Consider the following 24,136-nt stretch of genomic DNA (forward strand, 5'->3'; position numbering starts at 1 on the left):
GGGAGCTGTGACTGATGTCCGTGGTCGACCGACAGGAGTGGGACGTCGTCGTGGTCGGGGCCGGCGGCGCCGGTCTGCGCGCCGCGATCGAGGCGCGCGAGCGGGGCGCCCGTACGGCGGTGATCTGCAAGTCGCTGTTCGGCAAGGCGCACACCGTGATGGCCGAGGGCGGCATCGCGGCGGCGATGGGCAACGTCAACGCCGGGGACAACTGGCAGGTCCACTTCCGCGACACCATGCGCGGCGGGAAGTTCCTCAACCAGTGGCGGATGGCCGAGCTGCACGCCCAGGAGGCGCCGCAACGGGTGTGGGAGCTGGAGACCTGGGGCGCGCTGTTCGACCGGACGGAGGACGGCCGGATCTCGCAGCGCAACTTTGGCGGCCACGAGTACCCGCGCCTGGCGCACGTGGGCGACCGCACCGGCCTGGAGCTGATCCGCACCCTCCAGCAGAGGATCGTCGCGCTCCAGCAGGAGGACTTCCGCGAGACCGGGGAGTACGAGTCCCGGCTGAAGGTCTTCCAGGAGTGCACGGTCACCCGGGTGCTGAAGGACGGCGGGCAAGTCAGCGGCGTCTTCGGGTACGCGCGTGAATCCGGGCGCTTCTTCGTGCTCGAAGCGCCCGCCGTGGTGATCGCGACCGGCGGGATCGGCAAGTCGTTCAAGGTGACGTCGAACTCGTGGGAGTACACCGGCGACGGGCACGCGCTGGCGCTGCTGGCCGGGGCCCCGCTGCTGAACATGGAGTTCGTGCAGTTCCACCCGACGGGAATGGTCTGGCCGCCGTCGGTGAAGGGCATCCTCGTCACCGAGTCGGTGCGCGGGGACGGCGGGGTGCTGCGCAACTCCGAGGGCAAGCGGTTCATGTTCGACTACATCCCGGACGTCTTCAAGGACAAGTACGCCGAGTCCGAGGAGGAGGGCGACCGCTGGTACGACGACCCGGACCACAACCGGCGCCCGCCCGAGCTGCTCCCCCGCGACGAGGTGGCCCGCGCGATCAACGCCGAGGTGAAGGCGGGCCGCGGCTCCCCGCACGGCGGGGTCTTCCTGGACGTGTCCACCCGGATGCCGGCCGAGGTGATCAAGCGGCGGCTGCCGTCGATGTACCACCAGTTCAAGGAGCTGGCGGACGTCGACATCACGGCGGAGGCGATGGAGGTCGGGCCGACCTGCCACTACGTGATGGGCGGCATCGCCGTCGACTCCGACTCGGCGGCGGCGCGCGGGGTGCCGGGGCTGTTCGCGGCCGGTGAGGTGGCGGGCGGGATGCACGGCTCCAACCGGCTGGGCGGGAACTCCCTGTCCGACCTGCTGGTGTTCGGGCGCCGGGCGGGCCTGCACGCGGCCGAGTACGCGAGCGCCGCGGGGTCCGAGCGGCCCCGGGTGGACGACGTACAGGTCAGCGCGGCCGCCGCGGAGGCCCTGCGCCCGTTCTCCGCGGAGGGCGGGGAGCCGGACGGGGGGCCGCCGGAGAACCCGTACACCCTGCACCAGGAACTCCAGCAGACCATGAACGACCTGGTCGGCATCATCCGCCGCGAGCACGAGATGAAGCAGGCCCTGGAAAAGCTCGCCGAGCTGCGGGTCCGGGCCCTCCGGGCCGGGGTCGAGGGGCACCGGCAGTTCAACCCGGGCTGGCACCTCGCCCTCGACCTGAGGAACATGCTGCTGGTCAGCGAGTGCGTGGCCCGGGCGGCGCTGGAGCGCACCGAGTCGCGCGGCGGGCACACCCGCGAGGACCACTCCGAGATGGAGCGCTCCTGGCGCAACGTGAACCTGCTGTGCGCGCTCACCGACCCGGCGGATGGTCGCGCGGGCACCGACCCGGCGGGCGGTCTCGCGGACACCGATCCGGCGCGCGGCCGGATCACCCTCACCCGCGAGACCACCGAACCCGTCCGTCCCGACCTGCTCGCCCTCTTCGAGAAGGAGGAGCTGGTCAAGTACCTCGCCGAGGAAGAGCTGGGAGAGGAGCTGTACGAGTGAGCAGCTACGAGGCCCGCTTCAAGGTGTGGCGCGGGGACGTCGAGGGCGGCGGCCTGGAGGACTTCGCGGTCGAGGTGAACGACGGCGAGGTGGTCCTCGACATCATCCACCGCCTCCAGGCCACCCAGGCCCCCGATCTCGCCGTGCGCTGGAACTGCAAGGCCAGCAAGTGCGGTTCGTGCTCGGCGGAGGTCAACGGGCGTCCCCGGCTGCTGTGCATGACCCGCATGTCGGTGTTCGAACGGGACGAGACGATCACCGTGACGCCGCTGCGGGCCTTCCCGGTGATCCGCGACCTGGTGACGGACGTCGGCTTCAACTACGCCAAGGCCAGGGAGGTCCCGGCCTTCGTCCCGCCGGAAGGGGTCGGTCCGGGCGAGTACCGGATGATGCAGGAGGACGTGGACCGCTCGCAGGAGTTCCGCAAGTGCATCGAGTGCTTCCTGTGCCAGGACACCTGCCACGTGGTGCGCGACCACGAGGAGAACAAGCCCGCGTTCGCGGGACCCCGCTTCCTGATGCGGATCGCGGAGCTCGACATGCATCCGCTGGACGCGGCCGGGGAGACCGGCCTGGACCGGAGCCGCACGGCCCAGGACGAACACGGCCTCGGCTACTGCAACATCACCAAGTGCTGTACGGAGGTCTGTCCCGAGGGGATCAGGATCACGGACAACGCGCTGATCCCGCTGAAGGAACGGGCGGTGGACCGCAAGTACGACCCGCTGGTGTGGCTGGGCTCGAAGATCAGGAGGCGTTAGGAGGCGTCGGGGCGCAGCCAGCCCTCCCGGTACTCCTTCCAGTTCGTCTCCGTCGCCGCGAAGTCGATGTACGGGGCGACGCCGAAGAGCTCCCGGTCGGGGTCCGTGCGGGAGAGGCCGAGGCGGGCACCGCGGACGGCGGCGGCGACGGTCTCGGCGTGGCCCCAGTGGTCGAAGTTGCTCTCGTGGTAGAAGGGCAGGCCGATCAGCAGGTGCGTGGTGGGCGGGGTGACCTCCAGGGCGAGGGAGGTCTGCTGGGCCACGAAGCCGCCGTAGGTGCCCTCCAGGGGCTGCGCGGTGTCGTACGACATCACGGCGATCTGGTCGACGCGCCGGGCGACCTGGCCGAAGAACTCCTGCGACCACCACTTGGGGTGTTCGGTGAAGAGGCCGAACACGGAGTGGAGGGCCGGGAGCGGGTCGATCTGGTGGGCGGCCACGGACAGTCGCGCGTCCTCGGCGCGGGTGACGGCGCGCAGGTCGTCCAGGAGGGAGAGGTAGTCCCGGTCGCCGGAGTGCAGGGGCTCCAGGTCGAGGTGGACGCCGTCGTAGCCGGTGTCCAGGACCTGACCGGCGCTGCGGACGACTTCCGCGCGGGTGGCGGCGCGGTCCAGGTGCAGGCCGTCGGGACCCCCGTTGGCGAGGACGTCCCCGAGGAAGGCCTGGACCCGGACGCCCGGCAGCTCCCGGTGCACGGCGTCGATCAGCCAACGGGCGCGCGGGTAACTGGACTTCGGCAGGGTCCCGTCGTGCTCCAGCGGCCCGGAGTGGACGTACAGGTCACGGATCCCGGTGCCCTCGAGACGGCGGGCGAGCGCGGTGACGTCGGCGTCCTTCTTCCGCCCGTCGACCCAGGCGTGCCCCAGCCACATGGCGTCCCGGTCACGGGTGTACGTCCCGTCCGCCGGGTCTCCCATGTAGTTGATCCGCAGGGCGGTCTCGGCGGCGAGGAGGGGGACGACCAGGAGGAGGGCGACCGCGAGGGCGGTACGTCCGACCCGGCGGACCCAGGGTCTGCGGCGTCCGGTCGACGGCTCATCGGAGGTCTCGGCGGCCTCGTCCGGCGCGGTCGCCGGCTCCTGCGGCTCTGCACGTTCCATGCCGGCTCCCCTTCGCCTGTCGGCTCTCGCCGGGCAGCCGCGTGGTCGATGTCGAGGGGAGGACGAGAGGAACGGGTGTTCCGGTTGCGCTCACGCGGTGGAGGGCGCCTGCCGTATGTGCCGGTGGCCGTCGAGGGGGAAGGCCGGCGGGGCGGCGGGGAGCAGGCCGGACAGCGCGAAGCCGCACTTCTCGGCGACGCGGCAGGAGGCCGTGTTGTCGACCTGGTGCAGCAGTTCCAGGCGGGTCAGGCCCTCGTGGGCGAAGGTGGCGAAGGCCCAGTCGGCCACGGCGGTCAGGGCGCGCGGGGCCACTCCCCCGCCCCGCGCGTGGGCGGCCGTCCAGTAGCCGACCTCGGCCGAGACGGCGGTCGTGGCCGACCGTTTGAGCACGACGTGGCCCGCCGGCCGGGCGTCGGACGCCCCCGCGTCCTGTACGGCGAAGGCGAGGCGTTCGCCGCTCTCCCAGCCGCGCCGCTGCTCGGCCACCCAGCGCGCCGCGCTCGGCTCGTCGTGCACGGGCGCGCTCGCCCAGCGGCGCATCGCCTCGTCCTCGTACAGCTCGGCCAGGACGGCCGCGTCCTCGGGCGCCCAGGGGCGCAGGGTGAGGGGGCCGGCCGTCAGGCGGACCGGGGCGATCGGAGCGGCGGGCATGGCGCGAGCGTATACGCGCCGCGCCGACGGGCCTTCAGAACAGGCTCAGCAGCGCCTCCGCCGGGTCGGTGAGGGTGGTGTCCGTGCCGGGCAGGGGGAGTTCGAACCAGACCGTCTTGCCCCGGGGGGTGCGGCGGGAGCCCCAGGCCGCGCTGAGCAGGCCGACCAGCTGGAGGCCGCGGCCGCCCTCGTCGGTGTCGCGGGCGCGGCGGCGGCGGGGCTGGACGAGACCCGAGTCCCAGACCTCGCAGACCAGGGTCCGGTCGAGGAGGAGACGGAGTCTGATCTCGCCCTCGCCGTACCGCAGGGCGTTGGTGACCAGTTCGCTGACCAGGAGCTCCGTGGTGTCGACCAGGGGTTCCAGGTCCCAGCCGAGCAGCTGCGCGCGGGCGTACTCGCGGGCCCGGCCGACGCTGCGGGGCTCGCGGGGCAGGGCCCAGTCGCCGACGGACTCGGCGGGCAGTCCCTGGACGCGGGCCATCAGCAGGGCGATGTCGTCCTCGCCGTGGTGGGTGTCGAGGGTGTTGAGGACGTGGTCGCAGACGTCCTCCAGGGGTGCGGAGGGGTCCCTCAGGGCGTGCACGAAGGCCTGGAGGCCCTCGTCGAGGGGGTGGTCGCGGCTTTCGACCAGCCCGTCCGTGTAGAGCGCGAGCAGGGCGCCCTCGGGCAGTTCGACCTCCACCTCCTCGAAGGGTTCGCCGCCGACGCCGAGCGGCATGCCGGGCGGCACGTCCAGCATCAGCGCGGGCTCGCCGGGTTCGACCAGGACGGGCGGCAGATGGCCCGCGTTGGCGAAGGTGCAGCGCCTGGTCACCGAGTCGTAGACGGCGTAGACGCAGGTCGCCAGGTAGACCTCGGAGAGGTCGGCCTCGCGGGGGCGACGGGCGGCGCGGGTGGCCTGCTGGACGCCTCCGGGAGCGCCGAGGCCCCGGGCGATCTCGTCCAACTGGGAGAGCACCTCGGCGGGTTCCAGGTCGAGCTGGGCCAGGGTCCGTACGGCGGTGCGCAGTTCGCCCATGGCCACGGCCGCGCGCAGACCGCGCCCCATGACGTCGCCGACGACCAGCGCGGTGCGGTGGCCGGGCAGTTCGATGACGTCGAACCAGTCGCCGCCGACCTCGCTGGGCCGGCCGGTGGCCACGTTGCCGGGCAGGTAGCGGCAGGCGATGTCGAGGCCGGAGGCCTCCGGGTCGCCCGGCGGGAGCAGCGAGCGCTGCAGTATCAACGCGCGTTCGTGCTCGCGCCGGTAGAGGCGGGCGTTGTCGATGCAGACGGCGGCGCGGGCGGCCAGTTCGACCGCGAGGTCGCGGTCGCGGTCGCCGAACGGCTCGCTGCCCTTGGTGCGGGCGAACTGCGCGAGTCCCACCACCGTGTCGTGGGCGACCATCGGCACGGCGAGCGTGGACTGCACCAGGCCGCCGTCCCCGCCGGGGACGCTCTGCGGACGGGCGGTGCGCAGCGCGTCCGCGCAGGGCGAGTTGAACGGGTAGTGGTGGACGGCGCCCAGCTTCACCGGCTCGCCGGTGCCGCTGAACGGCGCGTCGGACACGGCGCTGGCGAAGGCGACGCGCCGTACCTCCGCGCTGCCGTCGGCGAGGCCCGGCGGGGTCTCGTCGCCGGCCAGCAGCCCCTGGTACAGGTCGACGGTGGCCAGGTCGCAGAAGCCGGGGACGACGACGTCGAGGAGTTCGCGGGCGGTGGTCTCCAGGTCGAGGGAGTTGCCGATCCGGGCGCCCGCCTCGTTGAGGAGGGCGAGATTGCGCCGCGCGGCGGCGGCCTCCCGGGCGGCGGCGCGGCGGGCGGTGATGTCCGTTCCGAGCCAGGAGATGCCGATGGGCCGGCCGCTGCCGCTGTGCACGCGGTAGAGGTTGACGGACCAGTGGCGGCGCTCGTCGGAGCCCGGTACGAAGCCCGTGACGTGCATGTCCGTGATGGAGTCGCCGGTCTCCAGGACCCGGCGCAGGGTCGCGGCGACCCGCTCGGCCTCGCCGCGCGGCAGGTAGTCGTGGACGCCCTTGCCGCGGTGGTCGTCGGGGGTGCCGCCGAAGATGGACGCGAACCGCTGGTTGGCGCGGCGTACCCGCAGGTCGGGGTCGATCAGCAGGAAACCGAACGGAGATTGGCCGAATATGGCCTGCGAGGCGGCGAGGTCGGTCTCGATGCGGCGCAGGGTGCGGACGTCGACGACGATGCAGACGGCGGCCTTCTCCCCCTCCTCGGTCCGCGTCGGCATGACGTAGACCTCGGCGAGGCCCTCCCGCTCGCGCTCGTCCGCCGTCAGCGAGTCCGGCAGACGGAAGGGCACCACCCCGGTCCACTCCCGGCCGTCGAGGATCTCGGCCATCTTGCGCTGGCCGCGCTCCCGCCGCACGGGCTCGATGAACGCCTCGATGGGGTCCATGCCGACGGCACGCTCGGCGGGGATGCCGAAGATCTGCTCGGCGCGCAGGCTCCACTGGTCGACCAGCCCGTCCGGGCCGATGGAGAAGGAGGCGACCTTGATGTAGTCGTACATGGAGCCGGGCGGACTGCTCTGCCACATCGTGTCGCCGGACGGAGCGTCGCCGGAGAAGGGGCCGTCGGCGGCCCCTCTCCTCGCGCCGCCCGACGGGTCCTCGGACTCCGTGGCCTTCGCTGGTATCTCGCTCACGCGAACCGTCCCCTCCAGCTCACCGCGTCCGGCACCGGTCACCGGGGGCGGCTGCCCGCAGTATCCAGCACTACGGTGCCGCACAACACGGTGTTCACGATCACAGCACGGTCCCGATGCTTTTCGGTCCACACCGTGAGAACACTTCCAGTCTTCTAACCAGCGGACACGTCGTCGAATCCCCCTCTTCGACAACCTCCGGAGTCCTGAACCGGTCACTCGACGGAAGTGGCGGGCGCGTACACCCTGAACGGGCGTGCGATCCCTCATCTCGGCACCGCGAGTTCGAACCACACGGTCTTGCCGGGGGCGGCCGGCCGGGTGCCCCAGCGGCGGGAGGCGGAGGCCAGCAGCTGCAGCCCGCGCCCGCCCTCGTCCTCGGGCCGGGCGGCGCGTTCGTGCGGGGGCTCGGGGAGGGGGTCGGAGACCTCCACCAGGAGGACACCGCCGAGGTCCGTGGGGCGGGTCAGGCGTACGCCGATGGGGCCGGTGGCGTACCGCAGGGCGTTGGTGACCAGTTCGCTGACCAGCAGGGCCGCGAGGTCGCCGACGCTGTCGAGGTCCCAGATGCGCAGCTGGTCACGGACGGCGCGGCGGGCGGCGCGCACGGTTCCCGGGTCCGCGGAGAAGGTCCACGCGGCGCGGTCGCCGTCGGTGTCGATCACACGGATCACTTCCCCGCCGAGGGAGTCCACCCATGTCCGGTTTCATGGGGTTAATGGGCACATACCCGATATCCCGGACGGAGTACCGCGCTCGACGGCGCATCGTGGCATGAGCGGCGCGGGAAGGCGCCCACGCCCCGTCACTCCTGCCCCCGCGCGCCGGACCCGTACTTCACACGCCCTCCCGGAGGCCGAGGTGGGCGAGGGTGTCGCGGACCGCGGGCACGTCGTGGTCGAGCCAGTCGACGTCCCAGATCCGGTCGGGGGTGAGCCAGCGCAGCTCGTCGTGGTCCTCGAGGGGCCGGGGTGCGGCGGATCCGGGGCGCAGGCGCGCGGTCCACACCCGCATCACGTACGGCGTCCGCAGCGGCCACTCCCCCGGGACGCGCTCCGCGGCTTCGGCGTCGACGCCGAGCTCCTCGCGCAGCTCCCGCACGACGGCCGCCTCGGGGGCCTCCCCCGGTTCGACCTTGCCGCCGGGCAGCTCCCAGCGCCCGGCCAGTTCGGCGGGTGCGCTCCGGCGGGCGGCGAGCAGCCGCCCCTCGTGCCACAGGGCCGCACCGACCACCACGATCCGCTCGTTCATGCGCCGGAGCCTACGGGAGGGGCGGGCGGGGGACCGCCGGCGGTCCGGGTCAGTCGGCGGACGTTCCGTTCTGACCGATCCGCTCGACCCAGTAGAGCTGCTTGTGTCCACGCCCGTCGAGGCTCTCCGCGATCCTCTCGGCCTCGGCGCGGGTCGCGTACCTGCCCACTCGGTAGCGGTTGCCGTTGTCGTCCTGGCGCACGACGAGCCAGGGAAGAGTCACCGTGCCGTCGTTCATCGCTCCCCTCCACTTCCCGCCCGCGGCCGGTGCCGCGCCCCGCCCGATAAGGAAACCCCAGTCCGCATATGCCCGAGCCTACGCCTTACCTTCACTGAGCGAATACGCCTTTTCACAAAGAGGCACGCAACCAGCCAGAACACAGGGGGCGCACGGTGGCGGATGCGCCGTGCGGGGAGGCCGACGCGTCCGGTCAGCGGCATGGCGCCCGGTGCGCCGCGCTCCGGGGGCTACCTGGGAAAACGGCCAGATTGCTACGGCGCGGAGGCGACGGCGCCCTGGGGGACACGCCGGAGCGGAGGCGGTCCGGGGGCGCGGAAGGGCGCACGGCGGGTCGGTGGAGGAGCGTGACGATCACCGCCGGGGGGCGTGCGAGGAGCCACGGGGAGCACGAACCGGCCGGCTCGGGGAGCACCGACGGGAGGCGCGGGCAGCGCCTGGGACGCGGAGGTGCGGGGCGGGCCGCCGACGAGCGGCCGTGAGGAGCTCGGTGAGGGCCTGAGGGCCTGACGGTCGGCCGGCCTCCCGGGAAAGCCCGGAACGCGGGCGCGGGCCACCGGACCCGGACACGACGGGGCGGAGGGCCCGCCCCTCACCGCCGGGTCCGCTACTTCACCGGGAGGTGGTAGGCGGCTCGGTAGCGGTCGGCGGGGATGACCACGTCGGCGGTCTCGACCGGCCGCCCCGAGGCGAAGTAGGTGCGCTGGATGACCAGGACGACGTGCCCGGGGACGCCGCCCAGCAGCACCAGTTCCTCGGCGAGGCCGGGACGGGCGCCGACCTCCTCGGTGACGTTGTCCACGATCACGTCGATGGCGCGCATGCGCTCGACGACCCCCATGCCGCCGAGCGGCCCCTCCTCGGGCAGCATCACGGGGGTCCGGCCGGTGAGGGCGAGCGGCTCCCAGGAGGTGGAGAGCATCATCGGGTCGCCGGCCTCCCGGAAGAGGTACCGGGTGCGCATCACGCGGTCACCGGGCTCGATGTCCAGCCGCTCGGCGACGGCGCCGGTGGCCTCGGCCTGCTCGCTGCTGGACTCCCAGGTGCCCCGGACGCCCGCGTCGGCCTGCTCCTGACGGAACGGCGTGGCCCCGCGCTCCGGCCGGAACCCCGAGCGGGCGACCCTCCGGGGCACCGGCCGCTCGCGCACGTACGTCCCCGAGCCGGAGCGGCCCTCGACGAGCCCCTCCGCCATGAGGACCTTGCGCGCCTCCAGCGCGACCGTGTCCGAGACGCCGTACTCCTCGCGGATCCTCGCCTGGGAGGGGAGCCGTGTGTGCGGCGGCAGCCGGCCGTCGACGATCTTCTTGCGGAGATCACCCGCGACACGCAGGTACGCCGGCTGCTCACCGAATGTCACGGGCCGCTCCCATCAGGTTGTACAGACAGCAACAGCGTCGCAACCGTAGGTTGTGCCAGGCAAGCAAAGGCCAGAGAATCACTCGTTGTGATGACGCTGTCGGACGAGGGCTTTACGCAGGCACTTTCTCCCCGCTATGGCGGCCGTCACACCTTCATGTCCCCGCTCTCCGGCTCGCGCTCCGCCTCCTCGTCGTACCGGGGCGGGGACGCGGCCAGGCCCAGGGCCTTGCGTGCGGTGACGGAACCGTCGGGGTCGACGAGGTTCCATCCCCTGTCGGAGTGCTCGTGGTAGGTGTCCGCGTCACCGGCCCCGGCGGCCTTCGCCCACTCCTCCTCCGCCTCGTCCAGCTCGGCGACGAGCCCGCTCACCGGCTGCTCGGCACCGGCGGGCCACTCGTGCGCGCGCAGCATCCGGGTCTGCTCGGTGAGCGCCGCCGCCACCTCGTCCGCCCATTCCCGGTACCCCGGCAGGTCGTCCTCGACGAACTCGGCCTCGGGGGCCCCGTCCAGAGCGGTGTCGAGCACCCGGGCCGCCTCCAGATAGGCCAGCTGGTGCTCGTCGAGCGTGGTCCCGTCCCGGCGCAGCGACCCGGTGAGCGGCGACCGCGCGTCCCGGTCGCCGAGGACACAGACGATCTCGCGGTCGCCGTGGCGCCAGCTCTCCGAGGACGGGACGAGGTGGTAGACGTCCACGTGACCGGGCAGCGCCCAGGAATCCATGACGTAGTCGTCCCGGAGGCCGTAGCACCGCTCGTCCGCGGTGCCGGCGAGGCTGTCGTCGCCCGGGTAACGGCCGTCGGGGAGGGTGACGACGGCGAAGACCTCACCGTCGTGCTCCCGCGCACAGGGCACCAGGTCGGCGTCGGTGGCCCAGCCCTCCAGTCCGCCGGGCGAGTCGAAGCAGTCGCCCTTGCCCAGGGCGAGGACGCTGTTGCCGCGCGTCCCGTCCTCGATGCCCTCCCAGACGTCGGTCAGGACACCGGAGGCGAGGGCCGCCGCCCACAGCGCGAGCCCGAGCGACGACAGCACGGTTCCGGCGACCGCCATCCCCCGCCCCCGCTCCCCCCGCCGCTTGATCTGCCGCAACGCGACCAGCCCCAGCACCAGCCCGACGGCCGGCACCAGGAACAGCACGCCGAACACCAGGGCGGCGACGGCGACGCCGTTGACGACGGCCGGCGGCCGGGGCCCGTACGGCCCGTAGAGCCCGTACGGCGCGAAACCGGGCCGGCCTCCGTAGGTGGACTGCGGTGGCGGACAGGGGACCTGGCCCTGGGGAGCGGGCTGCTGACCCTGGGGGCCCTGAGGTTCCTGCGGGGGCCCGTAGGACGGAGGTATGGACACGAGCGGCATCGTAGGCGCGGGACGACGGGCCCCGTCCCCGGGCGCCTTCCCCGGGGACGGGGCCGTGGTGCGGTGAGCGGCGTCCGCCGGAGCTAGAACTGCAGCGCCCAGCCGTTCAGCCGCCCGGTGTCCCGCGTCGCGTTGTCGCCGACGCGCAGCTTCCAGGTGCCGTTGGCCGTCTCCGCGGAGGCGTCGACGGTGTAGGTGGTGGCGATGTCGTCCGCGCTGCCGCCGGTGCCGTACGGCTTCAGCGTGTACGCCGTGCCGTCCGGGGCGATCAGCTGGACCTGGAGGTCGCCGATGTAGGTGTGGGTGATGTCGACCTCGACGGCCAGGTCCGAGGGCGCGTTGCCCGGGACGCCGGAGACGGTCACCGGGGACTCGACGGTGGAGTTGTCGGCGATGGCGTGGTCGGCGGTGTTCTCGAAGCGGTCACCGGTCGGGGGCGGGGTGGTGTCCCCCTCACCCACGTGCAGCAGGCGGTTGGGCGAGCCGCTGCCCGGGTTGCCGACGACGCCGGTGGTGGCGGCGGAGGTCAGCGCGGAGGAGACCTGGGCGGGGGTGGCCGAGGGGTTGCCGGCCAGGTGGAGGGCGGCCGCGCCGGCGACGTGCGGGCTCGCCATGGACGTGCCGGAGATGGTGTTGGTGGCCGTGTCGCTGGTGCGCCAGGCGGAGGTGATGGAGGAGCCGGGCGCGAACAGGTCCAGGACGGAACCGTAGTTGGAGTAGCTGGCCCGCGCGTCACCGGAGGTGGTGGCGCCGACGGTGATCGCCTCGGTCACCCGGGCCGGGGACTTGGTGGAGGCGTTGGTGGACTCGTTCCCGGCCGCGACGACGAAGGTGACGCCGGAGGCGACGGCGCCGCGGACGGCCGCGTCGAGGGCGCTGTCGGCGCCGCCGCCGAGGGACATGTTGGCGACGGCGGGCTTGACCGCGTTCTGCGCCACCCAGTCGATGCCGGCGACGACCTGGGCGGTGGTGCCGGAGCCGGAGTTGTTGAGCACCCGGACGGCGACGACCTTCGCCTTCTTCGCCACGCCGTGGGAGCTGCCCGCGACCGTGCCGGCGACGTGCGTGCCGTGACCGTGGCCGTCCTGGGCGACGTTGTCGTTGTCGATGGCGTCGTAGCCGTTGGAGGCACGGCCGCCGAAGTCGCCGTGGCTGATGCGGACGCCGGTGTCGATGACGTACGCCGTCACGCCCTCCCCGGCCGAATCCGGGTAGGTGTACGAGCTGTTGAGCGGGAGGTTCCGCTGGTCGATCCGGTCCAGGCCCCAGGAGGGCGGGTTCGGCTGGGTGCCGGTGACGTGGAAGGTGCGGTTCTGCACCACGGAGGCGACGGCCGGGTCGGCGGCGAAGCGCTTCGCCTCGGCCTCGGAGGCCTCGACCTCGTAGCCGTTCAGGGCCTTGGCGTACGTGCGCTCGATGTCGGCGCCGTACTTCTCGGCCAGGGCGCGGCCCTCCGCGGAGCCGGAACGGGCCTCGTCCGCCTTCAGGGTCACGATGTAGCTGCCGGCGACGGCGTTCGCGGCGCCCGCGTACAGGACGCGACCTTCGGGGGCGGCCGGGGCCGCGCCCGCGGGGAGTGCGGAGACGAGGCTCGCGACGAGGGCCGCGGTGGTCGCGGCGCCGAGGGCGGCCAGTCTTCGCCGGGGGTGACGCATCACTGCCATGTGAGGGTTCCTCCTCGGTCGGTGGTGCGCGTGGGGACCGGCCGTTGACGTGATCATGTCACCTTTGACGGCCGAGTCCGGCGTCAGCCGAAAGATTGAGGGTTGCACAGGAATTGCACAAGGGGCCCCGCACGAACGCGTGGACCGGAGGTCCCGGCGGCACGACGGCGGATGACCCTCCGACACGACAAGCGGGCGACCCTGCGACACGACAACGGGCGACCCTGCGACACGACAACAGGTGACCCGCCCACGGGGCGGGTCACCCGGTTCCGCTCGGGCGGCGCTCAGTCGTCGAAGGCCGTGGCGCGGGTGCGCTTCTCCCAGGCCAGGACGTCCTCGCGGACCTGGTCGAGGTGGCCGAGGACCGCGCCGACGCCGTCGTCGCCGAGCGGCAGCCGCAAGGGGGTGTCCGCCGCCTCGAGCGCGGCCAGGATCAGGGCCGCCGCCTTCGCCGGGTCGCCGGGCTGGGAGCCGTCGCCACCGGCCACGGCGGAACGGGTCTCGCCGACCTTGGCGTACAGACCGCTGTCCGGGCTCACCCCGGCCCTGCTCGTCTCGAACAGGCCGGTGCGGAAGGCCCCCGGCTCGACGATCAGCACCTTGACGCCGTACTCCCGCACCTCGTCCGCGAGCGCCTCCGACATGCCCTCCAGCGCGAACTTCGTGCCGCTGTACGCGCCGAAACCGGCGACGGACATCTGCCCGCCCATGCTGCTCATCTGCACGATCGCTCCCGTGCGCCGCTCCCGCATGCCCGGCAGCGCGGCCCGCACCAGCGCGGCGGGGCCGAAGACATGCACGTCGAACAACGCGCGCAGCTCGTCGTCGGAGGTCTCCTCGAGGGCCCCCACATGGGTCCGTCCCGCGTTGTTGACCAGGACGTCGATGCGTCCGTGCCGTGCCACCACGTCCCGCACCACGGCCTCGGCCGCCGCGACGTCGGTGACGTCCAGGCGCAGCGCCTCCGCCTGGCCGGGGTGGGCGGCGACCAGGCCGTCCAGCGCCTCGGGCCGGCGGGCCGTGCCGATCACCACGTCGCCGCCGGCGAGGGCGGCCTCGGCGATCGCCCGGCCGAACCCGCTGCTCGCGCCCGTGATCAGCCACACCTTGTTCATCCCGGCTCCTCGCGCCTCGGCTGTCCCTCGATTACGTCAACCACCTTGTCTCCGGGGCCGGTTGCCCGTCCAAGACCTACGCTGACAACCGATGGCTATGAAGACGGACGTTCATCTGCGGGACCTGCGCTACTTCCTGGCCGTGGCGGAGGAACTGCACTTCACCCGTGCCGCGGAACGCCTGTACGTGTCACAGCCCGCCCTGAGCAAGCAGATACGGGCGCTGGAACGGCAGCTGGACACCGAACTGTTCCGTCGCGACCGGCAGGGCGTGGCGCTCACCGCCGCCGGTACGGCGCTGCTGCCCCACGCCCGGCACCTGCTGGCGGCGTGGGAGGAGGGGGCCGCGGCGGTGGAGCGGGCGCGGGCGGCACGGCGCGACACGCTGGTCGTGGGCATGAGCACCAGCCTCGGCCGCGGCGGCCTGCTCCCGGCGATCCGCTCCCGCTTCACCGCCGCGCACCCCGACGTCGAGGTGCGGCTGCGGCAGGTCAGCTGGGAGGACCCGACGGCGGGCCTCGCGGACGGCGGGGCGGACGTGGCGTTCGTCTGGCTGCCGATGCCCGACGCCGGCCGCTACGAGTGGACCGTGGTCGCCGAGGAGCCCCGCCTGGTCGCCCTCCCCGAGGCGCACCCCCTGGCCGTCCGCACGGACCTCACCCTCGCGGACCTCGCCGACGAGCCGTTCCTGGCCCTGCCCCCGAGCACGGGCGTCCTGCGCGACCACTGGCTCGCCCTCGACGAACGCCCCGGCGGCCCGCCCCTCATCGGCGCGGAGATCGCCGGTACGGAGGAGACGTACGAGGCCCTGGTGGCGGGCCTCGGCATCTGCCTGGTGGCCGCCGGCAACGCCCCCCTGATCACCCTGGGCGGCGTCACCACCCGCCCGGTCCACGGCCTCTCCCCGACCCGGTTCGCCCTGGCCTGGCGGACGCAGGACGGTGCGCGGCCCCTGGTCCGGGGCTACGTGGAGGCGTGCCGCAGGGCGACAGGACAGGCGCAGTCCGGGAGAGGGCCCGCCCGGACCACAGGAGACGCACGGACGTCGCCGACACCTGCGACCTCATGACGATCTCCCGGTCATCCGATCTCCACGCGTGGACCGAACGCGGGGACACCCCCACCGAGACGCACACCGGAGCGCGTGCGCCGGCCCCGGGCGATGCCGTGGGCAGCGGCGGGTGTCTGACCCACCACGCCCAAGTGATCCTCCACTCCTCATTCTGGCGAGTGGACGCCGGCAGCACATACGGCGTCTCCGGCCTCGCCCTGGACTGGGAACTCGACTGGACCACACCCTGGGAACACCTCGTCGAGGAGTCCCGCACCTGGTCCCCGCTGGAAGCCCCCGAAGCCCCCGTCGGCAACGCCGTCTTCGTCGCCCCCACCTGGATCGACCGTACCGACCTGCACCCGGAGAGGTGACCGATGCCGTTCCAGCACCCCGAGGAGATCGGCTACGGCCACGTGATCGAGCGCTACGTGACGAGGAAGGACTCGGACCGCCCGCGCTACCGCGAACTGAAAAGCCGTCGCCCCCTGCGGCCCGGATGGCCACACGCCGAACGCTTCACCCGTCACCTCGTCGACGACGCAGCCACGATCACCGACGCCGAACTGGAGGCCCTCCTCGGCTACGAGTGGCGCTCACGCCTCACCGCCGCCTGGCTGATCGGCGTCGACCGCCGCGAACGGTTCCGGGAACGTATCGGCGACCTGCTCCTGGCCAGCGAGTTCTGCTACTCCGGCGGCGCCTACTGCTTCGCCCTGGCCCGCTTCGGCACCCACGCGGACGCCGAGATCCTCACCGCCTACCTGGACCGCTACCTCCCCCGCACCGACCTCCGCTACGACCAACCCGCGGCCCTCGGCGCCCTCCTCCACCTCGACGCCCGCCTCGACACCCACCGCGCCGACCGCTTCACCCGGCCCGACGGCCTCTGGGACCAGTGGGTCAACGCCCTGGCCCACCTCCGCGACCACCCCGGTTACACCCCTGCCGAGCAGCGCCGCTGGACGGACCTCCACTGTGCCTTCGCCAACGGCTGGACCCGGCCGTAGCCGCAGCCGCCTGACCGCGGCTACGTGAAGTCCGCGTACGCCATGTGCCGGCCGCACGTGCGGCACACGAAGAGGTAGCCGGTGGGCTGACCGTCCTTGTCCAGGGCACCCAGAAACCTCTCCACCGCCCCGGCGGACCACCCCCACGCGCCGGCCTCGCTTCGCAGCTCCTCCATGGCATCCGGGAACGCGGCCAGCTCGGCCGCCCCCACCGCCCCCAGGAACGCCGTACCGTCACCGCAGTGAAAGAACCACTGCGGGTCCTGCCAGGAGGAGAAGCCCGGCGTACACGTGTCGACGGACCTCACGACCTCGGACGGGACATCGTCCCCGACCGGGTCACCGATGAAGTGCGCGTCGTACTTCGCAGCCGCACTGCCGTCCGCGATGCACCACGGACACAGCAGGTGGGAAAGTTCCTCGACCGCGTACACCGGGCCCGTGTAGACGAACCCCCGCGCTCTCCCGATCCCGAGGACGTCGACGTCACCTACCTCATACCTTCAGACGCATACGCCCGGGTGATGGCGGACGCCGACACGGTTGACTACCTTGACAATCTAGGTACCAAGGACGGGTGTACCCGCCATGCCATGCGAGTGGACGCATATGTCCTGTGCCTTCCCGAGACAGAGGACTTCCGCTCCCTGGGGGTGACTGGGGCCATGGCACCCGGCGACCACAAGGTCTTCGAGAGCCTCGGGGTCTACGACGAGGTCTGGCAGCGCTGCCGGAGTGGGCAGAACGGTATCCCCGAGAGGGCCCGGCGAGGGTATGTGGAGGTGCTGCTGTGAACAGTCCGCAGAACCTGCCCGATCCCTCGGACAAGGAGGCCCTGAGGGCCTGGATGCAGGCCAACCGTGTCAAAGCAGACGGTCGTCATCCGGTGCGGTCAGCAGATGAATTCGCTGCGGCACAGCGGCGCAAGCTGTTGGAGACCGTGGGTTGTGCGACCAGCGGTGCCGAAGCCGGTACGGCTCGGCGATCACTTCGGCTGGCCCTCGAAGGGACGCCCGTCCGGGAACATCGCGTGGAGTCGTCCGTACTCGGGCAGTGGCTGCCCCTCTTCCAGGAGGCCGTCACCACCGTCGCCCACGCCCTCGATGAGAGTCGCCCCACACACGACTACGGTCCGTTGCCGCAAGCCGTCCGAAAAGCAACACGGCTTTACGCCGCAGCGACCTTTCCCTCGTCGTACGGCATGGTCCTGGAGGAAGCACCGGCAGACGAGGTCGAGCTACCGCTACCGGAGGTGGCCTCGACGGAGTCATTGCTGGACCGCGCGATGGGAACCGTCCTTGACATCACCGACCGGGCGGAGGCAGGTCCAGGAGCCATCGACGCGGTGATCGAAACAGCACTGCCCCTGGGTGGGCGGGTCTTCAACCGTCTTGCCGACCTGACAGAGGTACTCGCTGACTCGGGCACGGATGTCAGCCTGACCTGGAGTTCGCCGTACAACGGTGTGCGTGCCTCCCGCCTCGGCTCAAGGAACGCCCAGCGGTGCCGGGACGCACTGCGCGCCGCGCAGCCCGAGGAACACGCGGAACGGTTGGCGGGCAGGCTCGTCGGCGGCAGCGTGCTACGGGGAACGGTGAAGATCGAGACGGCCGATCGGGGCGTGATCACGGCGCGCGTGGATCACGAAGTCACCAGCCTGTTGAGTGCCTACGCGAACCGTCGGATCACCGCTGAGGTCCTCGTATCAACCGTCCGCTCACCGCACGGGCGCGAGCACCACAGCTATGTCGTACTCAACTTGGCCCTGCACACAAGCCGACAAAGCCGCCCGACCCGCTCCGCCGCAGGTCGGACGGCCTTTCGCCGGACGTATTACACGTTGAAGCGGAACTCCACCACGTCCCCGTCCTGCATCACGTACTCCTTGCCCTCCATGCGGGCCTTGCCCTTGGCGCGGGCCTCGGTGACCGAGCCGGTTTCGACCAGGTCGTCGAAGGAGATGACCTCCGCCTTGATGAAGCCCTTCTGGAAGTCGGTGTGGATGACACCGGCGGCCTCGGGGGCGGTGGCGCCCTTCTTGATGGTCCAGGCGCGGGATTCCTTCGGGCCGGCCGTGAGGTAGGTCTGCAGGCCGAGGGTGCGGAAGCCGACGTGGGCGAGGGTGGCGAGGCCGGGCTCGTCCTGGCCGACCGACTGGAGGAGCTCGAGGGCCTCGTCCTCGTCCAGCTCGGCGAGGTCCGCCTCCAGCTTGGCGTTGAGGAAGATCGCCTCGGCGGGGGCGACCAGGGCGCGCTGCTCGTTCTTGAAGTCCTCGTCGGTCAGCTCGTCCTCGTCGACGTTGAAGACGTAGAGGAAGGGCTTCGTCGTGAGGAGGTGCAGGTCGTGGAGGAGTTCCGCGCGCTCGCTGCCCTGGACGACGCCCTGGGAGAAGAGCGTGTCGCCCTTCTCCAGGATCTCCTTGGCCTCCTCGACCGCCTTGACCTTCGGCGCGATGTCCTTCTTGATCCGCGACTCCTTCTGGAGGCGGGGAAGGACCTTCTCGATGGTCTGGAGGTCGGCGAGGATCAGCTCGGTGTTGATCGTCTCGATGTCGTCCTTCGGCGAGACCTTGCCGTCGACGTGCACGACGTTCTCGTCCTTGAAGGCGCGGATGACCTGGCAGATCGCGTCGGACTCGCGGATGTTCGCGAGGAACTTGTTGCCGAGGCCCTCGCCCTCCGACGCGCCGCGCACGATGCCCGCGATGTCGACGAAGTCGACCGTGGCCGGGAGGACGCGCTGGGAGCCGAAGATCTCGGCCAGCCTGGTCAGCCGGGGGTCGGGGACACCGACCACGCCGACGTTCGGCTCGATCGTGGCGAACGGGTAGTTGGCCGCCAGCACGTCGTTCTTGGTCAGGGCGTTGAACAGGGTCGACTTGCCGACATTCGGCAGACCGACGATTCCGATCGTGAGCGACACGTTGCGACTTCCCGTACGTGAGGATGGGGGCGAGGACCGGCCGACTGGGCTGCGTGGGCCGATCCACCAGTCTACGGCGTGCCCGCCCGCGACCCGGCGATGTGTCGAACGTCCGGCCGGACTCCGATCCCCGGCGTGTCTGACGGGCCGTTCGGCACATAAAACGACCTACGTTGGTGCAGTGGAGCAACACAGGACGCGACCCGCGCGGTACGGACGGTACGGACCGCGACGTGACAGCCCGGCCGGACCGGTCAAGCCGCCGCTGCCCGCGCAGGCGGGGCGGGCGACGGGGGGCGGGGCCGGGCGGCCCGCCCGTGTGCCGGAGGGCCGGCCCGCTCCCCCGCCCGCGGCCCGGCGGCTGCCCAACCCCCGGCTCACCGGGCTGGGCTCGACCCTGTTCTGCGGGCTGGTGATGCTCGTCCTCGGTCTGCTGACCGAGGCGCTGTTCGGGGCGTCGGGGACCGTGTACGGCGTGCTCTTCCTGCCGGTGTCCGTGCTGACCGCGCTGTGGGTGCGCGAAAGGGACCTGCTCGTCGCGCCCATCGTGGTGCCGATCGCCTTCGCCGTGGGGCTGGCCCCGGTCGCCGACGAGGGCGACGGCGACCTCCTCGACCGGCTGATGGGCATGGTGACGGGCCTCGCCACCCAGGCCGGGTGGCTCTACGGCGGGACGTTGGTCGCGGGGCTGATCGTGCTCTCCCGCAGGATGCGCCGGGTCCGCGCGGCCAACCGGCGCACCGCGCGGAACCGCCCCGCCCGGCCGTGAGCCCTACGCGCCCGTCGCCGCCCGCATCGCCGCGCCCACGATGCCCGCGTTGTTCTGCAGCCGGGCCGGGACGATCTCCGCCCTGATGCCCTGGATGTGGTCCAGGAACTTGTGGGACTTGCGGCTGACACCGCCGCCGATGATGAACAGCTCGGGCGAGAACAGCATCTCCACGTGGGCCAGGTACTTCTGCACCCGGTGCGCCCAGTCCTCCCAGGACAGGTCCTCGTCCTCCCTGGCCTTGCTGGAGGCCCGCTTCTCCGCGTCGTGGCCGTGCAGCTCCAGATGGCCCAGTTCGCTGTTGGGGACGAGGACGCCGTCCACGAACAGGGCGCTGCCGATGCCCGTGCCGAAGGTCAGCAGGATCACCGTGCCCCGGTGGTGACGGCCGGCGCCGAAGTGCATCTCGGCGACGCCGGCCGCGTCCGCGTCGTTCACCACCGTCACCGGCAGGCCACCGAGGCGGTCGCCGAGCAGCACGCGCGCGTCGGTGTCGATCCAGCTCTTGTCGACGTTGGCCGCCGTACGGATCGTGGTGCCGCCGGTGACGACACCCGGGAAGGTGACCCCGACCGGTCCGGTCCAGCCGAAGTGGTCGACGACCTGCTTCACGCCGTCGGCCACCGCGTCGGGCGTGGCCGGGTGCGGGGTGAGGACTTTGTGGCGCTCCTGCGCCAGGTCCCCCTTGTCCAGGTCGACCGGGGCACCCTTGATCCCGGAACCGCCGATGTCCACACCGAAGATCTGCATGGCCCTACGTTACGACGTACGACGGACAGTCACGCCAGTCGGCCTCCGTGACCGTCACATCCGCTCCACCGTCACCGCGCGGAATCCGCCCCGGACCCGCCGCGCTCGGCCACCAGGGCCGCCGCCTCCTCGCGCAGGTCGCGGCGGAGCTCCTTGGGCAGCGAGAAGATGATGGACTCCTCGGCCGCCTTGACGAGCTCGACGTCCCCGAAGCCGCGCTCCGACAGCCATTCGAGGACCTGCTCGACCAGGATCTCCGGCACCGAGGCGCCCGAGGTGACGCCGACCGTGGTCACGCCGTCCAGCCAGGCCTCGTCGATCTCGTCGGCGAAGTCCACCAGGTACGCCGCGCGGGAGCCGGCCAGCTTGGCGACCTCCACCAGCCGCTTGGAGTTGGAGGAGTTGCGCGAGCCGACCACGATCACCAGGTCCGCCTCGGCGCCCATCTGCTTGACCGCGAGCTGGCGGTTCTGCGTGGCGTAGCAGATGTCGTCGCTGGGCGGGGAGATCAGCTGGGGGAACTTCTCCTTCAGCGCGTCGACGGTCTCCATGGTCTCGTCGACGCTCAGCGTGGTCTGGGAGAGCCAGACGACCTTGGACGGGTCGCGGACCTCGACCTTCGCCACGTCGCCCGGCCCGTCGACGAGCTGGATGTGGTCCGGGGCCTCGCCGGAGGTGCCGATGACCTCCTCGTGGCCCTCGTGGCCGATCAGGAGGATGTCGTAGTCGTCGTTGGCGAAGCGGACGGCTTCCTTGTGGACCTTGGTGACCAGCGGGCAGGTGGCGTCGATGGTGGCGAGCCGGCCGCGCGCGGCCTCCTCGTGGACGACGGGGGCGACGCCGTGCGCGGAGAACATGACGATGTTGCCCGGCGGGACCTCCTCCGTCCGCTCGACGAAGATCGCGCCCTTCTTCTCCAGGGTCTGCACGACGTATTTGTTGTGCACGATCTCGTGCCGGACGTAGACGGGGGCCCCGTACTGCTCGAGGGCCTTCTCGACGGCGATCACGGCGCGGTCCACACCCGCGCAGTAGCCACGGGGGGCGGCAAGCAGGACACGGCGGCCAGGCGAAGCGGTCATGCGTCCCATCGTAAGGCCGCGTGCGGGGGCCCGGTCACGGTGTGTTGTCGGTGGGGCCCACTACGCTCGCGGACATGGCTCTCAACACGTCTGCGGAAGCGCCGCTGCCCGTCGGTGAGGTGTCGCGGCTCATCGGGGGGTGGATCGACCGGCTCGGCGCGGTGTGGGTCGAGGGGCAGATCACCCAGCTGTCGCGGCGGCCGGGCGCCGGGGTGGTGTTCCTGACGCTGCGCGACCCGTCGTACGACGTCTCGGTGGGCGTGACCTGTTACCGGCAGGTGTTCGACGCCGTCGCGGACGTGGTGAGCGAGGGCGCGCGGGTGGTGGTGCACTGCAAGCCGGAGTGGTACGCGCCGCGCGGGCAGCTGTCGCTCAGGGCCGCCGAGATCAAGCCGGTGGGGGTGGGTGAGCTGCTGGCGCGGCTCGAGCAGCTGAAGAAGTCGCTCGCGCGGGAGGGCCTGTTCGCGCCGGAGCGGAAGAAGCCGCTGCCGTTCCTGCCGCGGCTGATCGGGCTGGTGTGCGGGCGCGCCTCGGCGGCCGAGCGGGACGTGCTGGAGAACGCGCGGCACCGGTGGCCCGCCGTCCGTTTCGAGGTGCGCAACGTGCCCGTGCAGGGGGTGCACGCGGTGCCGCAGGTCGTCCAGGCCGTGAAGGAGCTGGACGCGGTCGACGAGGTGGACGTGATCATCGTGGCGCGGGGCGGCGGCAGCGTGGAGGACCTGCTGCCGTTCTCCGACGAGCAGCTGGTGCGGGCGGTGGCGGCGTGCCGTACGCCGGTCGTCTCCGCGATCGGGCACGAGCCGGACAACCCGCTGCTCGACCACGTGGCCGATCTGCGCGCCTCCACGCCGACCGACGCCGCCAAGAAGGTGGTGCCGGACGTGGGTGAGGAGTACGAGCGGGTACGGCTGCTGCGCGACCGCGCGCGGCGCTGTGTCCAGGGGCTGCTGGACCGGGAGGAGCGCGGGCTGGCGCACGCGCTGGCCCGGCCCTCGCTCCAGGAGCCGCAGCGGATGGTCGACGCGCGGGCGGAGGAGGTCACGGCGCTGCTGGAGCGGGGCCGGCGCTCGCTGCGGTACCAGCTGGACCGGGCCGACTCCGAGCTGACGCACACGCACGCGCGCGTGGTGGCTCTGTCCCCCGCCGCGACGCTGAAGCGCGGGTACGCCGTGCTCCAGCGGGCGGACGGGCACGCGGTGCGGGATCCGGCCGAGGTGGAGGCCGGTGAGGCCCTGCGGGCGCGGGTGTCCGAGGGCGAGTTCACAGTTCGAGTCGACGACATGAGGGCGGACGGATGACCGGCAAGACGGAGCAGACGGCGGCGGCGACGGCCGAGGCGCTCGGGTACGAGCAGGCGAGGGACGAGCTGATCGAGGTCGTACGGCGGCTGGAGACGGGCGGTACGACGCTGGAGGAGTCCCTCGCGCTCTGGGAGCGGGGCGAGGAGCTGGCCAGGGTGTGCCGGCGCCGGCTGGACGGGGCGCGGGCCCGGCTGGACGCGGCGCTCGCGGAGGAGGACGCCGGGGAGGAGGGGTCCGGGGCGGAGGACGCCGGGGAGGCCCGGGACGTGAAGTGAATCACCGGACTCCGCATTTAGTTGAGCATTGAACTTCATAGGCGTACGGTCGAGTCCGTCAACCGGTCCGTGGCCCCTGCACGGACAGACGGACCGACGTACCCCCGAGAAGGTTCACGCATGTCTCTCGCCCTTGACCCCGCCGCCCAGGACCTGCTGTTCCGCGAGGCGCGCACCGCCAACACGTTCACCGACGAGCCGGTGACCGACGAGCAGGTGCGGGCGATCTACGACCTGGTCAAGTACGGCCCCACCGCCTTCAACCAGAGCCCCCTGCGCATCACCCTGGTCCGCTCCCCCGAGGCTCGCGAGCGTCTCGTCCGGCACCTGGCGGAGGGCAACCAGGCCAAGACCGCCGCCGCCCCGCTGGTCGCCATCCTGTCCGCGGACAACGAGTTCCACGAGGAGCTCCCCGCCCTGTTCCCGCACTTCCCGCAGGCCAAGGACGCCTTCTTCAGCGAGCGCCCGGTGCGGGAAAGCGCCGCGGCGATGAACGCCGCCCTCCAGGCCGCCTACTTCATCGTCGGCGTGCGCGCCGCGGGCCTGGCCGCCGGCCCGATGACCGGCCTCGACTTCGAGGGCCTCCGCAAGGAGTTCCTGGACGACGACCACACCCCGCTGATGGTCGTCAACATCGGCCGCCCCGGACCGGACGCGTGGTTCCCCCGCTCCCCGCGTCTGGAGTACGAGCAGGTCGTCACCACCGTCTGAGCGTCACCAGCACGGACCACAGGGGCGGGCCCCGTCGGATCGGCCGCGCCACCGGTACCGCGCTCGCCCGCGGTGTCCATACGTGCGGCAATCGTTCACGGTTCAACCCTGGGCGCGAGGTTTTTCTTG

The 24,136-nt window shown here is 72.1% G+C and carries 24 protein-coding genes; 10 read left to right on the top strand and 14 right to left on the bottom strand.

What is annotated here, in order from left to right; all coding sequences use genetic code 11:
• Window positions 1-14: 14 nt before the first annotated feature.
• Window positions 15-1,988: a fumarate reductase/succinate dehydrogenase flavoprotein subunit gene (locus AB0A94_RS33630; protein WP_361750086.1), complete on the top strand. Its 1,974-nt coding sequence runs from the start codon at window positions 15-17 to the stop codon at window positions 1,986-1,988.
• Window positions 1,985-2,749 (top strand): succinate dehydrogenase/fumarate reductase iron-sulfur subunit, encoded by a 765-nt coding sequence (locus tag AB0A94_RS33635; RefSeq protein WP_361750088.1) that lies wholly within the window; start codon window positions 1,985-1,987, stop codon window positions 2,747-2,749. The genes AB0A94_RS33630 and AB0A94_RS33635 overlap by 4 nt, the downstream gene beginning before the upstream one ends.
• Here the strand turns inward: AB0A94_RS33635 and AB0A94_RS33640 are convergent.
• From AB0A94_RS33640 to AB0A94_RS33685, 10 genes are all read right to left on the bottom strand, one after another.
• Window positions 2,746-3,849 (bottom strand): glycoside hydrolase family 18 protein, encoded by a 1,104-nt coding sequence (locus AB0A94_RS33640; RefSeq protein ID WP_361750089.1) that lies wholly within the window; start codon window positions 3,847-3,849, stop codon window positions 2,746-2,748. The genes AB0A94_RS33635 and AB0A94_RS33640 overlap by 4 nt on opposite strands.
• Window positions 3,850-3,939: 90 nt before the next feature.
• Window positions 3,940-4,500, bottom strand: coding sequence for a GNAT family N-acetyltransferase (locus tag AB0A94_RS33645; RefSeq protein WP_361750091.1), 561 nt, complete (start codon window positions 4,498-4,500; stop codon window positions 3,940-3,942).
• 34 nt (window positions 4,501-4,534) lie between these two features.
• Window positions 4,535-7,150 (bottom strand): SpoIIE family protein phosphatase, encoded by a 2,616-nt coding sequence (locus AB0A94_RS33650; RefSeq protein ID WP_361750093.1) that lies wholly within the window; start codon window positions 7,148-7,150, stop codon window positions 4,535-4,537.
• Window positions 7,151-7,416: 266 nt separating this feature from the next.
• Complete coding sequence (locus AB0A94_RS33655) at window positions 7,417-7,845, bottom strand: ATP-binding protein (protein ID WP_217129445.1); 429 nt, start codon at window positions 7,843-7,845, stop codon at window positions 7,417-7,419.
• Between the two features lie 142 nt (window positions 7,846-7,987).
• Entirely contained in the window at window positions 7,988-8,401 is a 414-nt protein-coding gene (locus tag AB0A94_RS33660) for a (deoxy)nucleoside triphosphate pyrophosphohydrolase (protein ID WP_361750095.1), read from the bottom strand.
• 49 nt (window positions 8,402-8,450) lie between these two features.
• Window positions 8,451-8,639: an SPOR domain-containing protein gene (locus tag AB0A94_RS33665; protein ID WP_217129443.1), complete on the bottom strand. Its 189-nt coding sequence runs from the start codon at window positions 8,637-8,639 to the stop codon at window positions 8,451-8,453.
• Window positions 8,640-9,246: 607 nt separating this feature from the next.
• Window positions 9,247-9,999, bottom strand: a complete 753-nt coding sequence (locus AB0A94_RS33670) for a GntR family transcriptional regulator (RefSeq protein ID WP_361750097.1) — start codon at window positions 9,997-9,999, stop codon at window positions 9,247-9,249.
• Between the two features lie 146 nt (window positions 10,000-10,145).
• The gene (locus AB0A94_RS33675) at window positions 10,146-11,345 is read right to left on the bottom strand and encodes a DUF4190 domain-containing protein (protein ID WP_361750099.1); all 1,200 of its coding nucleotides are present in this window, start codon (window positions 11,343-11,345) and stop codon (window positions 10,146-10,148) included.
• Window positions 11,346-11,437: 92 nt separating this feature from the next.
• Entirely contained in the window at window positions 11,438-13,018 is a 1,581-nt protein-coding gene (locus AB0A94_RS33680; RefSeq protein WP_361750101.1) for a S8 family peptidase, read from the bottom strand.
• A 287-nt stretch (window positions 13,019-13,305) separates the two neighbouring features.
• Entirely contained in the window at window positions 13,306-14,136 is an 831-nt protein-coding gene (locus AB0A94_RS33685; protein WP_361750103.1) for an oxidoreductase, read from the bottom strand.
• 91 nt (window positions 14,137-14,227) lie between these two features.
• Between AB0A94_RS33685 and AB0A94_RS33690 the strand changes: the two genes are divergently transcribed.
• The 3 genes from AB0A94_RS33690 to AB0A94_RS33700 all read left to right on the top strand — a co-directional run bounded on the left by AB0A94_RS33690 (window position 14,228) and on the right by AB0A94_RS33700 (window position 16,197).
• Window positions 14,228-15,205 carry a LysR substrate-binding domain-containing protein gene (locus AB0A94_RS33690; protein WP_361750105.1) on the top strand — a complete coding sequence of 326 codons (978 nt, stop codon included), beginning with the start codon at window positions 14,228-14,230 and terminating at the stop codon, window positions 15,203-15,205.
• 161 nt (window positions 15,206-15,366) lie between these two features.
• Window positions 15,367-15,561: a hypothetical protein gene (locus AB0A94_RS33695; protein WP_361750107.1), complete on the top strand. Its 195-nt coding sequence runs from the start codon at window positions 15,367-15,369 to the stop codon at window positions 15,559-15,561.
• A 3-nt stretch (window positions 15,562-15,564) separates the two neighbouring features.
• Complete coding sequence (locus AB0A94_RS33700) at window positions 15,565-16,197, top strand: DUF6000 family protein (protein WP_361750109.1); 633 nt, start codon at window positions 15,565-15,567, stop codon at window positions 16,195-16,197.
• A 20-nt stretch (window positions 16,198-16,217) separates the two neighbouring features.
• Here AB0A94_RS33700 and AB0A94_RS33705 read toward each other — a convergent pair whose 3' ends face one another.
• Window positions 16,218-16,631 carry a CbrC family protein gene (locus AB0A94_RS33705; protein WP_361750111.1) on the bottom strand — a complete coding sequence of 138 codons (414 nt, stop codon included), beginning with the start codon at window positions 16,629-16,631 and terminating at the stop codon, window positions 16,218-16,220.
• On the opposite strand from AB0A94_RS33705, the gene AB0A94_RS33710 reads away from it, so the two are divergent.
• Window positions 16,605-16,991 (top strand): hypothetical protein, encoded by a 387-nt coding sequence (locus tag AB0A94_RS33710; protein ID WP_361750127.1) that lies wholly within the window; start codon window positions 16,605-16,607, stop codon window positions 16,989-16,991. The genes AB0A94_RS33705 and AB0A94_RS33710 overlap by 27 nt on opposite strands.
• Window positions 16,992-18,030: 1,039 nt before the next feature.
• Here AB0A94_RS33710 and ychF read toward each other — a convergent pair.
• Entirely contained in the window at window positions 18,031-19,119 is a 1,089-nt protein-coding gene (gene ychF / locus AB0A94_RS33715) for a redox-regulated ATPase YchF (protein ID WP_361750113.1), read from the bottom strand.
• A gap of 181 nt (window positions 19,120-19,300) precedes the next feature.
• On the opposite strand from ychF, the gene AB0A94_RS33720 reads away from it, so the two are divergent.
• Window positions 19,301-19,888: a DUF6542 domain-containing protein gene (locus AB0A94_RS33720; protein WP_361750115.1), complete on the top strand. Its 588-nt coding sequence runs from the start codon at window positions 19,301-19,303 to the stop codon at window positions 19,886-19,888.
• A 3-nt stretch (window positions 19,889-19,891) separates the two neighbouring features.
• Here AB0A94_RS33720 and ppgK read toward each other — a convergent pair whose 3' ends face one another.
• Together ppgK and AB0A94_RS33730 are read right to left on the bottom strand one after the other, a co-directional pair.
• Entirely contained in the window at window positions 19,892-20,638 is a 747-nt protein-coding gene (gene ppgK, locus AB0A94_RS33725; protein WP_361750117.1) for a polyphosphate--glucose phosphotransferase, read from the bottom strand.
• 71 nt (window positions 20,639-20,709) lie between these two features.
• On the bottom strand, window positions 20,710-21,729 hold the full coding sequence (locus AB0A94_RS33730) for a 4-hydroxy-3-methylbut-2-enyl diphosphate reductase (RefSeq protein WP_361750119.1): 1,020 nt from the start codon (window positions 21,727-21,729) through the stop codon (window positions 20,710-20,712).
• A 65-nt stretch (window positions 21,730-21,794) separates the two neighbouring features.
• Between AB0A94_RS33730 and xseA the strand changes: the two genes are divergently transcribed.
• From xseA to AB0A94_RS33745, 3 genes are all read left to right on the top strand, one after another.
• Window positions 21,795-23,018: an exodeoxyribonuclease VII large subunit gene (gene xseA / locus AB0A94_RS33735; protein ID WP_361750121.1), complete on the top strand. Its 1,224-nt coding sequence runs from the start codon at window positions 21,795-21,797 to the stop codon at window positions 23,016-23,018.
• Window positions 23,015-23,296 carry an exodeoxyribonuclease VII small subunit gene (locus tag AB0A94_RS33740; RefSeq protein ID WP_361750123.1) on the top strand — a complete coding sequence of 94 codons (282 nt, stop codon included), beginning with the start codon at window positions 23,015-23,017 and terminating at the stop codon, window positions 23,294-23,296. Before xseA ends, AB0A94_RS33740 begins: the two co-directional genes overlap by 4 nt.
• Before the next feature lie 120 nt (window positions 23,297-23,416).
• Window positions 23,417-24,007, top strand: coding sequence for a malonic semialdehyde reductase (locus AB0A94_RS33745; protein WP_361750125.1), 591 nt, complete (start codon window positions 23,417-23,419; stop codon window positions 24,005-24,007).
• The last annotated feature ends 129 nt before the right edge of the window (window positions 24,008-24,136 follow it).

The sequence above is a fragment of the Streptomyces sp. NPDC044984 genome (assembly GCF_040646935.1).
Lineage (GTDB): Bacteria > Actinomycetota > Actinomycetes > Streptomycetales > Streptomycetaceae > Streptomyces.